Below are 14449 nucleotides of genomic sequence, written 5' to 3' on the forward strand. Positions count from 1 at the left end.
ACCATGCCACCCGTAAAATAGGCGTACATCCTACCTGCTCTTACGGACGCTGGCAGCTTATTGCACGTCATTACGACTCACACCCGACTCGACGGAGACGTTGCGCAAGGTGTTGAAGAACGGATCAAGGAAGCCTTCCACATAATGCGTGCCCACGATAGAAAGGTGGTTATCGTCGGTATACAGCGCCTGACCGCCCAACTCGACCCGACACCAGCCATTGGCATCACACAGCTTGGGCGCCGGATCCAGGAGTTGCACACCCGAGTCTGCTGCCGCGATCTGCTCAAAAACAGCGCTGATCGTGGCTTGTCGCTGCAGGTGTTCGGTGACTGGCAAACCTTCCTTATCGGTCGGGCGCCCCAGCATTGCCAGGCGGCTGAGCCGGTAAGGCACGTTGAATTCCTGCAACGGTACTTCCTTGACCAGCCACACACGGTGGCCACTGGCTCGCAGTTGGTGCACCAGCGCAGTGACGCCCTCGGAGAATTTGCGCTCAGCGACGGCACGGTCATATTTCCCTGTCGCCGGATCATGAATCGTAGGGCCTGTATCACCGTTGCGCTGGCCATAAACGTAAAGGCTCCAACGTGCAACGAGCACCACATCACTGAACGACTCGTGGCTCAGCAACTGGGTGACGCGATCATTAAAAGCGTTGCAGCCCTGCGTGTTTTCTTTGCGGTAAAAAGGCAGGCAGCCGGCGTATCCGGCCTGCGTGATGCCGAAGTCGTACTTGCCAGCACCGTCTTTCAACGCAGGAATCAACGCCGAGGCATGGCTGTCACCCCAGACCAGGGCACGCGCCGCGCCGCCTTGCGGGCCAAAATGGCACAGCTCACGGTGTTTGTTTTTCTTGTCATCCGACAGGCAATTCACCAGCTTGGGGCTCCAGGTGTAAGCCTTGGCAAATTGCAGCGCCTGAGGCGACAACCGCCAGGTAAAACCATCCGACCACACCAGGCCTTTGCCGATCAAACCCAGGCTGACCAGCCCAACGACCGCCGCTGCCAGCACTGCCCGATTTCCAGCCAACAGGCGTCGCTCACGAAATGGCCCCTCGACAAAGCGCCAGGACGCATACCCCAGCAGCAGGCTCAGGCTGAACAGGGCCGCAAGCTGAAAAGGCGTCAGATCAGCAATATTCGCGTATTTGCCAAACACCAGCACCGGCCAATGCCACAGGTACCAGGAATACGAAATCAGCCCAATGCCGACCAACACGCGGCTGCCCAGCAACCGCCCGACCCACGTGGTGTGTTGGCCGTTGGCCCAAATCAGCCCGACCACGCCCAACACCGGCAACAGGGCCGCCAAACCCGGGAAGGCGGTGCTGTCGTCATAGCCAACGACTGCCACCAGGATCAGCCCCAGGCTGATAGCGCTGACGGCTTGCGCCAACATCGGGCTTGTACGTTTGGCGCGCGCGGGCATAACGGCCAGCATGGAGCCCGCCAGCAGCTCCCAGGCACGCATAGGTAGCAGGAAAAACGCTTTGTCCGGCGCGTGCGCCACAGCCCACACGCTCGCCGCAAATGACACCAGCAGCAACACGAACAACGCGCTGCGCCAGTGCTTGAGCCGGCTCGACAACAGCGCCAGCAACAGCGGAAACGCAATGTAGAACTGTTCTTCGACCGACAGCGACCAAGTGTGCAGCATCGGCTTCATATCAGAGGCGGTTTCGAAATAGCCGTCCTGCCGCATGAAGAATAAATTGGAGATGAAGATCGCCTGGTTATGGATCGATCGGCCCAGCTCGGAATAGTCCTTGGGCGCCATCAGGAACCATCCGACGATCAAGGACACAGACATCATCACCAGCAACGCTGGCAGGATACGCCGGGCCCGGCGCGCCCAAAAATTCAGAAAGCTGAAATGCCCACCCTCGCGCTCACGCAGGATGATCGACGTGATCAGGAAACCTGAAATCACAAAAAAAACATCTACGCCGACGAAGCCGCCGGTGACGCCAGGAACCCCAAAGTGGAACAACACTACAGCCAGGACAGCGATAGCGCGCAGGCCATCAATGTCTCTTCGGTAAGCAAGAGCGGTCATAAATCGTAATCAGCCTGATACATATGGAAGAGAGCGTAGGCGTACTCGCCCTTTTTGTTTCTCTACTGACACTCTCGGCACACAAACCTCCCTGTTTGGCGCAAAAAAAATGGCACCCTCAAGGGCACCATTTTTTCTTCGACCTGAATCGTCGTGTTACTTACGCTTCATCGACAGGAAGAACTCGTCGTTGGTTTTGGTGGTTTTCAGCTTGTCGATCAGGAACTCGATGGCGGCGACTTCGTCCATCGGGTGCAGCAGCTTGCGCAGGATCCACATGCGCTGCAGTTCGTCGTCGGCCGTCAGCAACTCTTCGCGGCGGGTGCCGGAACGGTTGATGTTGATGGCCGGGAACACGCGTTTTTCCGCGATGCGACGGTCCAGGGGCAGTTCCATGTTGCCGGTACCCTTGAACTCTTCGTAGATCACTTCGTCCATCTTCGAACCGGTTTCAACCAGTGCGGTGGCGATAATGGTCAGTGAGCCGCCTTCTTCGATGTTCCGCGCGGCGCCGAAGAAACGCTTCGGTTTCTCCAGGGCGTGGGCATCGACACCACCGGTCAATACCTTGCCGGAGCTCGGGATCACGGTGTTGTAGGCACGGGCCAGACGGGTGATCGAGTCGAGCAGGATCACCACGTCTTTCTTGTGTTCGACCAGGCGCTTGGCCTTCTCGATCACCATTTCGGCAACCTGCACGTGGCGGGTTGGCGGCTCATCGAACGTGGAGGCAACCACTTCGCCGCGCACGGTGCGCTGCATTTCGGTCACTTCTTCCGGACGCTCATCGATCAGCAAGACGATCAGATGAACTTCAGGATTGTTACGTGCGATGTTCGCTGCAATGTTCTGCAGCATGATGGTTTTACCGGCTTTCGGCGGTGCAACGATCAGGCCGCGCTGGCCTTTACCGATCGGAGCGCACAGGTCGATAACACGACCGGTCAAGTCTTCGGTGGAACCGTTACCGGCTTCCATCTTCATGCGCACGGTCGGGAACAGCGGCGTCAGGTTCTCGAAGAGAATCTTGTTTTTCGCGTTCTCGGGACGATCGAAGTTGATCGTGTCGACCTTGAGCAGGGCGAAATAACGCTCGCCTTCCTTTGGAGGGCGGATCTTGCCGACGATGGTGTCACCGGTGCGCAAGTTGAAGCGACGGATCTGGCTCGGCGAGACGTAGATATCGTCTGGGCCGGCAAGGTAGGAAGCGTCTGCAGAGCGGAGAAAGCCGAAGCCGTCCTGGAGAATCTCCAGCACGCCATCACCGGAGATTTCCTCGCCGCTTTTCGCGTGCTTTTTGAGCAGGGAGAAAATCACGTCCTGCTTGCGCGAACGGGCCATATTTTCTATGCCCATTTCTTCGGCCAGTTGAAGCAGGTCGGTAATCGGCTTTTGCTTGAGTTCAGTCAGATTCATATAGGAATGACGTAATCATTTATGGAGGGGGGGAAATTAAGCTTTTGGCTTAATGAGGCCGCGCCGCAGAGAAGGCGACAGGATCGCGTACTAATCGAAAAGGAATGCGTCGGCGACGGCTTGCAGGGGGCAGTGGAGAAACCAGTGCGGGGCCGAATGTACCACCTGAATTTCGGAGCGTCTAGCCCTGTTTCACGAAAAAGCCCCGCGGGTTGGCGGGGCTTTTTTGACGACGCTTAGATGTTCGCGTCGAGGAAAGCTTGCAGCTGGGACTTCGACAGCGCGCCCACTTTGGTGGCTTCAACGTTGCCGTTCTTGAACAGCATCAGCGTCGGGATACCACGCACGCCATGCTTGGCCGGGGTTTCCTGGTTGTCGTCGATGTTCAGCTTGGCAATGGTCAGCTTGCCTTCGTAGGTGGTCGCAATGTCGTCCAGAACAGGAGCGATCATTTTGCAAGGGCCACACCATTCAGCCCAGTAGTCAACCAGCACCGGGCCTTGAGCCTTGAGTACTTCGGCCTCAAAGGTCGCGTCGGTGACGTGCTTGATAAGATCGTTGCTCATGGATGTCTCCGGATTGTAAGCAAAAAAAACGTGGCCCATCATAGCCGCCCTTCCCCCGTTCAGGAAGCCGCCTCTGATTGAGTCTTGCTATGGTGGCGCATGAGTGTGGGTATCGCCCACTCAGGGTGCCACGGGGGTCACGAAGGCGATGCCGGTGCGCAAGGCCGCATTGCGCACGTGCTCCTGCATGGTTTTCTGCGCCGCGGCACTGGCGCGCCGGGCCAGGGCACGCAGGATCTTGCGGTGCTCCTGCCAGGTTTCCATGGCACGTTCCGGTCGGATGAACGGTAGCTTCTGGCTCTCCAGAAAGACCTCGGCGCTGGCACTCAGAATGCTCACCATCGCCTGATTACCGCTGGCCAGCAGGATGCGCTGGTGAAATTCGAAGTCCAACCGGGCCGCCGCTTCGAAGTCGCCGGCCTTGAGCACCTTGCGCATCGCCTCGACGTTGTCCTCCAGGGCGTCCAGCTCATCCAGAGTCAACGTCATGGCTGCCAGCCCTGCCGCAAACCCCTCAAGGGCATAGCGCAGCTGGAAGATGTCCAGCGGCGTGGCCTGCGCCGCAAAGGGCCAGGCAAACCCCGGCGCTTCGTCAACCGCCTGCACGAACACGCCTTTGCCCGGCTGCACACTGACCACACCCAAGGCGCTGAGGGACGACAACGCCTCGCGCAACGACGCACGGCTCACGCCCAACTGCACCGCCAGGTCGCGCTGGGACGGCAATGCATCACCCGCACCGAAGCCCTGCTCCTTGATCAGTTTGCGGATGGCCTGCAGGGCCGCTTCCGGTACGGCTTGGGCGATGGAATTCATAAAAAACTCAAGGTTCCAGACAACTGAGCGGCTAGTTGTAAAGCTATTCGCGGCCGTCGGCAAGCCACGCCCCAAAGGGGCTCGCGGGGTTTTGGCGACGCTCGAAAACGGTGCGAAAAATACACGCACTGTTCAGACCAGTAAGACCACCCCGCCCCAACAAATTCCAGCGTTACAGACGATCCAGGCAGTGATGGCATGGGCTGTGCACTGCCCAACAGCAGAAAATTCCTTCGCCATTCCCGGAGAGTTGCCATGACCAAGCGCTACAGCGCCCTGCTCACTGCCCTGTTTGCCAGTTTGATGCTGAGCCAGGCACCCGCCCATGCCAATGGTCTGGACGATATCATCGCCCGTGGCACCCTGAAGGTCGCCGTGCCCCAGGATTTCCCGCCCTTCGGCTCGGTCGGCCCTGACATGAAGCCCCGCGGCCTGGACATCGACACCGCCAAGCTGCTGGCCGACCAGCTCAAGGTCAAGCTGGAGCTGACCCCGGTCAACAGCACCAACCGCATCCCGTTTCTCACCACCGGCAAAGTCGACCTGGTGATTTCCAGCCTGGGCAAAAACGCCGAGCGCGAAAAGGTCATCGACTTCTCCAAGGCCTACGCGCCGTTCTACCTGGCCGTATTCGGGCCGCCTGACGCCGCCATCAGCACCACCGACGACCTCAAGGGCAAGACCATCAGCGTGACGCGCGGCGCCATCGAAGACATCGAACTGACCGCCGTGGCACCGAAAGAGGCGACCATCAAGCGCTTCGAAGACAACAATTCGACCATCGCCGCCTACCTGGCCGGCCAGGTCGATCTCATCGCCAGCGGCAACGTGGTGATGGTGGCGATCAGCGAGCGCAACCCGAAACGCGTCCCGGCACTGAAGGTAAAACTCAAGGACTCGCCGGTGTACGTGGGCGTGAACAAGAACGAGCCGGCGCTGCTGGAGAAGGTCAACCAGATCCTCGTCGCAGCCAAGGCTGACGGCAGCCTGGAAAAGAACGCGATGCAATGGCTCAAAGAGCCGCTGCCAGCCGACCTCTGAAGCGGAGCTGATTCATGGCGTATCAATTTGACTTTGTGCCGGTGCTGGCCAATACCGACCTGCTGTTGCGCGGCGCCCTGTTTACGCTGGAGCTGACCGCCATCGGTGCCATCCTCGGCGTAGCCCTGGGCACCCTCGGCGCGGTGGTGCGGGCGTGGAAGATCCAGCCCTTCGCCTGGTTCTTTGGCGTGTATGTCGAGTTGATCCGCAACACACCGTTTCTGGTGCAGTTGTTCTTCATCTTCTTCGGCTTGCCGTCCCTGGGGCTGAAAATCACCGAGTGGCAAGCCGCCGTATTGGCAATGGTGATTAACCTCGGGGCGTATTCGACGGAAATCATCCGCGCGGGTATCCAGGCGATCCCTCGCGGCCAACTGGAAGCCGCAGCGGCACTGGCGATGACACGTTTCGAAGCGTTCCGCCACGTGGTGCTGCTGCCGGCGCTGGGCAAGGTGTGGCCGGCCCTGAGCAGCCAGATCATCATCGTGATGCTCGGCTCGGCGGTGTGCTCGCAAATCGCCACTGAAGAGCTGAGTTTTGCCGCCAACTTTATTCAGTCACGCAACTTCCGCGCGTTTGAAACCTATACCCTGACCACCCTGGTGTACCTGTGCATGGCGTTGATGATTCGCCAGTTGCTCAACTGGATCGGCCGTCGCTACGTGATGAGGAACAGCCGATGAGTGATTTTTCCTTTTGGGACATTGTGCGCAACCTGTTCACCGGCCTGCAGTGGACCCTGTTGCTGTCGCTGGTGGCGTTTATCGGCGGCGGTGTGATCGGCTTGCTGGTGATGACGATGCGCATCAGCCGCAAGGCGTTCCCGCGCAATGTCGCGCGCACGTACATCGAACTGTTTCAGGGCACGCCGCTGTTGATGCAGCTGTTCCTGGTGTTTTTCGGCATTGCCTTGCTGGGCATCGACATCTCGCCGTGGTTGGCCGCGGCAATCGCCCTGACGCTGTTTACCAGCGCCTACCTCGCTGAAATCTGGCGCGGTTGCGTGGAGTCCATCGCCCATGGGCAATGGGAAGCCTCGGCCAGCCTGGCACTCAACCCGCTTGAACAACTGCGCTACGTGATCTTGCCCCAGGCGCTGCGCATTGCCGTAGCGCCCACCGTGGGTTTCTCGGTGCAAGTGGTCAAAGGCACCGCGGTGACCTCGATTATCGGCTTCACCGAACTGACCAAAACCGGCGGGATGCTCGCCAACGCCACCTTCGAACCCTTCATGGTCTATGGGCTGGTTGCGCTGGGTTACTTCCTGCTCTGTTACCCCTTGTCCCTCAGTGCGCGCTACCTGGAAAGGAGACTGCATGCCTCTGCTTAGAATTTCCGCCCTGCATAAGTATTACGGCGATCACCACGTGCTCAAGGGCATCGACCTGACGGTTGAAGAAGGCCAGGTGGTGGCGATCATCGGCCGCAGTGGCTCTGGCAAATCCACCTTGCTGCGTACCCTCAACGGCCTGGAGTCGATCAACGACGGCGTCATCGAAGTGGACGGTGAATACCTCGACGCAGCCCGCGCTGACCTGCGCAGCCTGCGGCAGAAAGTCGGCATGGTGTTCCAGCAGTTCAACCTGTTCCCGCACCTGACCGTAGGCGAAAACGTGATGCTCGCGCCGCAAGTGGTGCAAAAAGTGCCCAAAGCCAAGGCCGCGCAGCTTGCCAGGCAGATGCTCGAGCGCGTTGGACTGGGGGAAAAGTTTGATGCCTTTCCCGATCGCCTGTCCGGCGGCCAGCAACAGCGCGTAGCCATTGCCCGCGCACTGGCGATGTCACCCAAAGTGCTGCTGTGCGACGAAATCACCTCGGCCCTGGACCCGGAACTGGTCAACGAAGTGCTCAGCGTGGTGCGCCAACTGGCCAAGGACGGCATGACCTTGATCATGGTGACCCACGAAATGCGCTTCGCCCGGGAAGTCGGCGACAAACTGGTGTTCATGCACCAAGGCAAGGTGCATGAAGTGGGCGACCCCAAAACCTTGTTCGCCAACCCCAGAACGCCGGAGCTCGCCAACTTCATTGGTTCGGTGGAACAGCCGGGCTGATCAGCTCGAAACTGCCCTGCCCTTCCAACAGTGCCTCACTTCGTACTTCCAGAGCGCTGGCGGGCAGTTCGGTGTCGATCTCGACCTGGGCTGTGAGTCGCCGGCCTACCATCGGCATCCCTGCTACCCGCGCCATCAAGGTCTGGCCGGGCAGCAATTGCCCGCTGGCCGGCTCACCGGGCAAGTGCGCCGCTACCCAGCCGACTGCATGCCCATCCACCTGAGCGTGTTTGAGGCTCAGGCGAAAGCGCCCCTGCCGACCAAACTGAAACCCCTGCCCGTCGGCTGCAACCCCGATAAAGCGCAGCGCCATGGCCGCAGGCTCTGCGCACTGGATGTTCAGGTGCCGCACGCGAGTGCCGAGGACCAGGGCAAGTTTATCGACCGGACCCTCCCGGCGAATCACGCCATAGTCGATACGCGGCTGGCTCAGTGATAACCGGCAGTTTTCCGCCCACCCGTCTGGGGCCACCAGTAATGTGCAGAGCACCATCCCGAACAGGCTTGCGCGCTTAACGGGCATGGCACACCGCCGATGCAGTTTCATAGAACTTGTCATTATCAGGCGTGCTCCCAGGGGCAATGCGCAACAGGCAGGAGGAAGAATCCGGCAGCGCAACCCGCAGGCTTTGCGACTCATTGACGTCGTTCAGAAAGATCATGCCGTCGCCCACCACACTGGTCAGGAAGCGATCACCTTTGCCGAATACCGCGGCGCCCTGGGGCAAAGGCCGGCCTTGCTGATCACGGGCGGTGAGCAGCACACGGCGCACTTTCACCACCTCGAAATCCACAGCATTAAAAGACCCACGGCCCGCGGCGAGCACCTGGGTGCCGTTCTTCAGGTCGACGCGCTTGGGCAATGATTGGGTCTGCACTTCGACCCGGCTGTTGGAGTACGCCGGCAAGCCTGCGATCACCGCTTGCCCACTGAAGTCGGTCCACACCGGCCCCTGCGGGGTCTCGATTTTTGCAGAACCGATGTCGCCCACCTTGATCACGCCAAAGGTGTCCTGCACGGCATAGGGCGAGAAGGTCAGCCCGCCCTTGTGGGCCACCACGCCGCCCTGCAATTGCCCGGTGTAGCTGGCGCCCGACGGGTCGCGGCTGACGCCCAGGCCAACGCGGGTGTAACGCGGCAGGATATCCACTTGCCCTCGAACCGATTGTTCTCGGGCCCTGAGGTCGCGTTCCACGCCCACCTCGTAGTTCACATACTCATTGACCCTGTCGCTGAGCGCCGTACCGGCGGTGAACTGGTTTCCACGGCGGCTGGTGTAGCTGTTCACACGACGGTCACCGCCCAGCGGAACGCTGACTTGCAACCGTACCGACACGTTATCGCCTGGTGACGTGTCGCGTCGATTGCTGTTTAAACCTGCGTCACGACGAGTACCGCCCACCTGCGAATCGGCGATCAATGCGACGTCGGCATAGCGCATGGAGGTGTTCCAGGAGGCAAACACGTGTTCGGACGTTTGCCGGTCAAATTGTGCACTGCGGGTATAACCCACGGAAAACACGCCCAGCGTGGGATCGGCCCAGCTCATGCCCGCCGTGTATTGATTTTTGAAGCGGGAACCCAACTCATCGGCCGTGGACGACCCGCCCGCTTCAAGCACTTCGCGATAACCCCGGGTCTGGGTGGTTGCACTCAGGTTGACGTCGATATTGCTGAACAACGGGCTACTGACCGACACGCTGCTGCGCGAGCCGGACACTGCATTTTTGCTGTCCCGGGACAGGTTTTGACGGACGCCCAGAGAAACCCGCTGAAAAAACACGCTGCTCAACGTACCGCCTGCCGACCAATAATCATCGGTGCTTAACAAGCCAAAGCCCGCGGACGAATCACGCCCCAACCCCCAGGTGCCGCTCCCCATGGCGACCACCGGTGAAGGCCCCTCTTCAGCGGTACTTCTACGCAGCTTGCCCAGCGAAAAGTAATACCCGGGCGCAGTCGGTACAGCCCCACCGAAAGACGCTGCGGGCACCACAAAACTGCGCCTGCCACCGCGCACGTCGATCACGCTGACTTCAAGGTCGCTGGTGCCATTGAGCAAGGGCAGCCCTGTCAGGCGGAAGGGGCCTTCAGGCACCAGGGTGGTATGGATCAATACACCAGACTGACGCACTTCAATTCGCGACTGGCTCTGGGCCAGGCCCTCGACCACCGCATTGTTGGCGCCTGCCGGGCCGCGTGATTGACCATCCGGGGAAAATTGCAGGCCGGACAGCTGAATGCCGCCAAACAACGGGTTATTACTGGAGAGCTGGCCCACCTGGAAAGTCGACTGCAGTACGGCGATATCCCGCTGGGCAAAGGCGTACAGGTGTTCGGTACGCGCCTTGCCGTTGTCGGACACGTAGAACTGGCGACTGCGAACAATCCAGTCCTCAAGGTTAAAGCCCGCCTCGGTGTACGCCGACACAAACCGGCTGGGCCCACTGCGCGAGCGGCTGTCGAACCCCAGCACGTCGTAGTTGAACAACGCCGCCGCCCCGCCCCGGGAAAAATGCCCGGCGCCCCACTCCGGCCCGCGCAAGGACTGGGTCGGCACGACCAGCGCCACTTCATCCGTGCCGGGGCGCAGCCTGACCATGGTCGTCGGGAACGCCCCGAGAAAATCATGGCAGGCCTGATCTGGCGCAGTGCCTTCGAGCAAGATCGCGTTCGGTTTCACCAGCCCGGCTTTCTGGAGCAACCCAGGGGTGAAACACAGCCGGCCCTGTTGATCGAACCGGGCATCCACCAGCCCGAGCGGGTTGCCATTGACCCGCAACCCCACCACGTGGACACCTTCGCGAAAGCGCGCCGCATTGCGAAAATAGTCGGAAACGTTAGGGTCAATGCCGTGGGCGGTGAGTGCCGCAAGGTCAAAACCCTCCCCGAGCTCCAGCGCAAGCACCAGGCCGGGCAGACTCCACAACGCCGCGACCCCCACGAACATCGACGGTCCGCGAGGCCAGGGCGAGGTCGCAAAGCGGTTGTTCCACAGACCGTTCATGCGTCGATCAACCCCCATTGGCACTGATCGGCGCCCGGTAGTGATCTACCGAAAAGCCATAGACCGTGGCGGGCTGAATCTCGACCTCGGCCACGCCGCCCAGGGGGCTGTCGACCTCCGCCGTCAACGCCTCACCCGGCAGGATGTAAGTGCGTGGCAAGGTGCCCACGAGGCCCTGTGGCAACAACCGTAAGTCCGGGGCCAGGCGCACAACGTAGGCGCTGTCGTTGTGGACCCTCAGGCGCTCCCCCTCCCGCGTCCACTTCAGAAGCTCCCAGGGTGTGTGGTGCCGAGGCAAACCTTTTGGGTGCAGGATCAGCGGCAAATTCTGGCGCAGGGTGATACCGATGGTCGCACTGCCCGCCGCGCGCGCCTGGGGGATGCCCTCGAACGACACGCGCTTTAGCCGCTGAGTCTTGAGTGGCGCCTCCAACGTGCTGATAAAACGCACCAGCTGAGTGTCGCCCGCCTCCACCCGCGCAATGGGCGGCGTGACAATTAATAACGGATCCACGTCTTCGGGCACGTTTTCCACTACCGAATGCAGCAATGCAGGTCCGGAATCGGTGTTCTTGATAGTTAAGGTGGCTTCGCCGTCTTCTTCATACAACACAACAACGGTCGTTTCCGGCAACATTCCGTCCGCAGTTGCAACAGCAGAAAACAAAAGACACACACTTACACACGCTAACAACACGTTATTTATTATCGAAAAACCACGCACTCAATATTCCCCGCAAGCGGTCAGATTGACGATTGGTAGCCAAGCGCCCACGAAAAAGCAGCCAACCAGGAAGTGAGAGTTTCTTGATTGGCTGCTTTCAGTCGTTTAGATGTAACTCAGTACCAACGTGGCGCGGCCATCAATAGCGATGTCGCGACTCAGGTCGAGGTCCTGGGCCCTGTTGATGACCGCCTTCACCACAAGGGTGCCGGTCAGTTGGGAAATAGCGGCGGGTGTAATCGCGCCGCTGTTGCGCCACGAGTATTGGCTAGGCGATTGAGCGACTTTGCCATCGCTGATCTGCCAGGCGCCCGCACCTGTGCGCATGATGGGGAGCAGGGCCGCACCGGAGGTGCGCAAATCCCTGAGGGTGACTGAGTAACCGCCCGTACGGCGGGTGGCGACCGCACCCAAACCGAAGTTCTGAGCTTCGGTATAACCGGCACCCAGGATGCCCGTGACCTTGCTGCCCGCCTGCAAATCGGTAAAGGTGATGCCGAACCGGGCCGGCGTGGTGCCGCAATTGACAACCAGGGAAGTGCTCCGCTCTTCGCGCGGGTTGAACGCCGCCTGGGACAATTCGCCGGAACGGATGGTGCCGTAATCGATGATGCCACTGCCCGCCAGGCTGAGGTTGCAGGCCGCCGGTGTAATCGTACCTCTGACGACCAGTTGGGCACTGGTGGTTGCCTGGGCGCTGAGGGCCGAAGCCAGGCACACGATACCGAGAGTCAATCCAACAATCTTTTTCATGCTTGTCCTGTCACTTGAAAGTTATCAGGCGCTTTTTATTTGTGCCTTGGCGATTCCATCGCCAACCACTTCATCTTCCGAGACATACGCAACTATAAATAAATAACACCCAGGCAAAATTGCCGGGTGACAGTCTGTTCCTTTGGTACTTCATGAAAGAATCAGACAACACATCAATAAGTGTGGGAGCGGTGAATATAAGCAGTCGCTCGCAAGCGCTATTAAAGTAGTCCAGAACAAAATAACGAGGAGAACATCAAGCACTCCACTGTAGGAAAACTCAGTAAGAACTTGCGACAAGCACAGGTTAAAAATTCCTACGTGATCGATAAGCGCATTCGCTGGCCGCTTACAAAATCAGCCTACATTTCCCACGATATTTCCCCACAGACAGCGTCAGGAAAATTACTGAAGCACAACGCGTTGGCGTCAGCGGTCGATCGTGGCACGATGGCTGGGTTATCGACCGAGACCCCCAAACCATGCCGCAATCCCAAGCCAAGAATCTGTCCCTGATCGCCGCCATCGACCTGGGCTCCAACAGCTTTCACATGGTCGTGGCCAAGGCCCAGAACGGCGAAATCCGCATCCTTGAGCGGCTCGGCGAGAAAGTCCAACTGGCTGCCGGGATCGACGACGCGCGCCAGCTCAATGAAGAATCCATGCAGCGCGGGCTCGATTGCCTCAAGCGCTTTGCCCAATTGATCAACGGCATGCCCTTGGGCGCCGTACGAATCGTCGGCACCAACGCCCTGCGTGAAGCACGCAACCGTGGCGAATTCATCCGCCGCGCCGAGGAGATCCTCGGCCACCCGGTTGAAGTCATCTCCGGCCGTGAGGAAGCGCGCCTTATCTACCTCGGCGTGTCCCACACCCTGGCCGACACGCCCGGCAAACGCCTGGTCGCCGACATTGGCGGCGGCAGTACCGAATTCATCATCGGGCAACGCTTCGAGCCATTGCTGCGCGAAAGCCTGCAGATGGGTTGCGTCAGCTACACCCAGCGTTACTTCAAGGACGGCAAGATCACCCCGGCGCGCTATGCACAGGCCTATACCGCGGCGCGGCTGGAGATCATGAGCATCGAGCACGCCCTGCATCGCCTGACCTGGGATGAAGCCATCGGCTCGTCCGGCACCATTCGCGCCATAGGCCTGGCCCTCAAAGCCGGTGGCCATGGCTCCGGCGAGGTCAACGCTGAAGGCCTGGCGTGGCTCAAACGCAAGCTGTTCAAGCTCGGCGATGCGGAAAAAATCGACTTCGACGGCATCAAGCCCGACCGCCGCACTATCTTTCCGGCAGGCCTGGCGATTCTCGAAGCGATTTTCGACGCCCTCGAACTGCAACGCATGGACCACTGCGACGGCGCCCTGCGCGAGGGCGTGCTCTACGACCTGCTGGGCCGTCATCACCACGAAGACGTGCGTGAGCGCACCCTCAGCTCGCTGATGGAGCGTTACCACGTTGACCTGGAGCAAGCCGCCCGCGTGGAACGCAAAGCCCTGCACGCCTTCGACCAGGTCGCCGAAGACTGGGACCTTGAAGACGGCGTGTGGCGTGAGCTGCTCGGCTGGGCCGCCAAGGTGCATGAGGTGGGCCTGGACATCGCCCACTACCATTACCACAAGCACGGCGCCTACCTGATCGAGCACTCGGACCTCGCCGGTTTCTCCCGCGAAGACCAACAGATGCTGGCCCTGCTGGTGCGCGGCCATCGCCGTAACATCCCTAAAGACAAGTTTGCCGACTTCGGCGACGAAGGCATCAAGCTGATTCGCCTGTGCGTGCTGCTGCGCTTTGCGATCCTGTTCCACCACATCCGCGGCACCCAGGAAATGCCCCAGGTGACCCTGCGCGCCAATGGCGACAGCCTCGACGTGGTATTCCCAAAAGGTTGGCTGGATGAAAACCAGCTGACCCAGGCGGATTTCGCCCAGGAAGCGGAGTGGTTGACGCGGGTGGGGTTCAGCCTGAATTTGCGCTAAAGAACACTGCAAAACCAATGTGGGA

General features: G+C 60.0%; 13 protein-coding genes. 5 read left to right on the plus strand and 8 right to left on the minus strand.

All coding sequences use genetic code 11. The features are described from left to right. Nucleotides 1–57 precede the first annotated feature (57 nt). The 4 genes from BFW87_RS10045 to BFW87_RS10060 form a co-directional block, all read right to left on the minus strand. A complete protein-coding gene (locus BFW87_RS10045) occupies nucleotides 58–2061 on the minus strand; it encodes an acyltransferase family protein (RefSeq protein WP_078739695.1) in 2004 nt (667 codons plus the stop codon). Nucleotides 2062–2217: 156 nt separating this feature from the next. Beyond that, complete coding sequence (rho, locus tag BFW87_RS10050) at nucleotides 2218–3477, minus strand: transcription termination factor Rho (protein WP_003176825.1); 1260 nt, start codon at nucleotides 3475–3477, stop codon at nucleotides 2218–2220. A 236-nt stretch (nucleotides 3478–3713) separates the two neighbouring features. Next, nucleotides 3714–4043: a thioredoxin TrxA gene (trxA, locus tag BFW87_RS10055; protein ID WP_003213989.1), complete on the minus strand. Its 330-nt coding sequence runs from the start codon at nucleotides 4041–4043 to the stop codon at nucleotides 3714–3716. A 120-nt stretch (nucleotides 4044–4163) separates the two neighbouring features. Beyond that, entirely contained in the window at nucleotides 4164–4859 is a 696-nt protein-coding gene (locus BFW87_RS10060) for a FadR/GntR family transcriptional regulator (RefSeq protein WP_078739696.1), read from the minus strand. 255 nt (nucleotides 4860–5114) lie between these two features. On the opposite strand from BFW87_RS10060, the gene BFW87_RS10065 reads away from it, so the two are divergent. The 4 genes from BFW87_RS10065 to BFW87_RS10080 are packed head-to-tail and all read left to right on the plus strand — an operon-like array spanning nucleotide 5115 to nucleotide 7954. Next, nucleotides 5115–5900: a transporter substrate-binding domain-containing protein gene (locus tag BFW87_RS10065; RefSeq protein ID WP_078739697.1), complete on the plus strand. Its 786-nt coding sequence runs from the start codon at nucleotides 5115–5117 to the stop codon at nucleotides 5898–5900. Nucleotides 5901–5914: 14 nt separating this feature from the next. Next, complete coding sequence (locus BFW87_RS10070; protein ID WP_078739698.1) at nucleotides 5915–6583, plus strand: amino acid ABC transporter permease; 669 nt, start codon at nucleotides 5915–5917, stop codon at nucleotides 6581–6583. Continuing rightward, nucleotides 6580–7230, plus strand: a complete 651-nt coding sequence (locus BFW87_RS10075; protein WP_078739699.1) for an amino acid ABC transporter permease — start codon at nucleotides 6580–6582, stop codon at nucleotides 7228–7230. Before BFW87_RS10070 ends, BFW87_RS10075 begins: the two co-directional genes overlap by 4 nt. Further along, the gene (locus BFW87_RS10080; protein WP_078739700.1) at nucleotides 7217–7954 is read left to right on the plus strand and encodes an amino acid ABC transporter ATP-binding protein; all 738 of its coding nucleotides are present in this window, start codon (nucleotides 7217–7219) and stop codon (nucleotides 7952–7954) included. Before BFW87_RS10075 ends, BFW87_RS10080 begins: the two co-directional genes overlap by 14 nt. On the opposite strand, the gene BFW87_RS10085 is transcribed toward BFW87_RS10080, so the two are convergent. From BFW87_RS10085 to BFW87_RS10100, 4 genes are all read right to left on the minus strand, one after another. Continuing rightward, nucleotides 7926–8477 (minus strand): hypothetical protein, encoded by a 552-nt coding sequence (locus tag BFW87_RS10085; RefSeq protein ID WP_078739701.1) that lies wholly within the window; start codon nucleotides 8475–8477, stop codon nucleotides 7926–7928. The two genes, BFW87_RS10080 and BFW87_RS10085, sit on opposite strands and share 29 nt — an antisense overlap. Beyond that, on the minus strand, nucleotides 8467–10905 hold the full coding sequence (locus tag BFW87_RS10090; protein WP_254865875.1) for a fimbria/pilus outer membrane usher protein: 2439 nt from the start codon (nucleotides 10903–10905) through the stop codon (nucleotides 8467–8469). Before BFW87_RS10090 ends, BFW87_RS10085 begins: the two co-directional genes overlap by 11 nt. A gap of 64 nt (nucleotides 10906–10969) precedes the next feature. After that, nucleotides 10970–11659, minus strand: coding sequence for a fimbria/pilus chaperone family protein (locus BFW87_RS10095; protein ID WP_078739703.1), 690 nt, complete (start codon nucleotides 11657–11659; stop codon nucleotides 10970–10972). A gap of 132 nt (nucleotides 11660–11791) precedes the next feature. Continuing rightward, the gene (locus BFW87_RS10100; protein ID WP_078739704.1) at nucleotides 11792–12439 is read right to left on the minus strand and encodes a DUF1120 domain-containing protein; all 648 of its coding nucleotides are present in this window, start codon (nucleotides 12437–12439) and stop codon (nucleotides 11792–11794) included. 482 nt (nucleotides 12440–12921) lie between these two features. On the opposite strand from BFW87_RS10100, the gene ppx reads away from it, so the two are divergent. Further along, nucleotides 12922–14424 carry an exopolyphosphatase gene (gene ppx, locus BFW87_RS10105; protein ID WP_078739705.1) on the plus strand — a complete coding sequence of 501 codons (1503 nt, stop codon included), beginning with the start codon at nucleotides 12922–12924 and terminating at the stop codon, nucleotides 14422–14424. Nucleotides 14425–14449 lie beyond the last annotated feature (25 nt).

The sequence above is a fragment of the Pseudomonas fluorescens genome, from assembly GCF_002022275.1.
GTDB classification, from domain to species: domain Bacteria; phylum Pseudomonadota; class Gammaproteobacteria; order Pseudomonadales; family Pseudomonadaceae; genus Aquipseudomonas; species Aquipseudomonas fluorescens_AJ.

Bases quoted from the DNA above. Each gene is read 5' to 3' on its own strand.
- trxA (WP_003213989.1), bottom strand. From the start codon at position 4,043: ATGAGCAACGATCTTATCAAGCACGTCACCGACGCGACCTTTGAGGCC.
- BFW87_RS10070 (WP_078739698.1), top strand. From the start codon at position 5,915: ATGGCGTATCAATTTGACTTTGTGCCGGTGCTGGCCAATACCGACCTG.
- BFW87_RS10100 (WP_078739704.1), bottom strand. From the start codon at position 12,439: ATGAAAAAGATTGTTGGATTGACTCTCGGTATCGTGTGCCTGGCTTCG.
- ppx (WP_078739705.1), top strand. From the start codon at position 12,922: ATGCCGCAATCCCAAGCCAAGAATCTGTCCCTGATCGCCGCCATCGAC.
- rho (WP_003176825.1), bottom strand. From the start codon at position 3,477: ATGAATCTGACTGAACTCAAGCAAAAGCCGATTACCGACCTGCTTCAA.
- BFW87_RS10080 (WP_078739700.1), top strand. From the start codon at position 7,217: ATGCCTCTGCTTAGAATTTCCGCCCTGCATAAGTATTACGGCGATCAC.
- BFW87_RS10065 (WP_078739697.1), top strand. From the start codon at position 5,115: ATGACCAAGCGCTACAGCGCCCTGCTCACTGCCCTGTTTGCCAGTTTG.
- BFW87_RS10090 (WP_254865875.1), bottom strand. From the start codon at position 10,905: ATGTTCGTGGGGGTCGCGGCGTTGTGGAGTCTGCCCGGCCTGGTGCTT.
- BFW87_RS10060 (WP_078739696.1), bottom strand. From the start codon at position 4,859: ATGAATTCCATCGCCCAAGCCGTACCGGAAGCGGCCCTGCAGGCCATC.
- BFW87_RS10075 (WP_078739699.1), top strand. From the start codon at position 6,580: ATGAGTGATTTTTCCTTTTGGGACATTGTGCGCAACCTGTTCACCGGC.
- BFW87_RS10085 (WP_078739701.1), bottom strand. From the start codon at position 8,477: ATGCCCGTTAAGCGCGCAAGCCTGTTCGGGATGGTGCTCTGCACATTA.
- BFW87_RS10045 (WP_078739695.1), bottom strand. From the start codon at position 2,061: ATGACCGCTCTTGCTTACCGAAGAGACATTGATGGCCTGCGCGCTATC.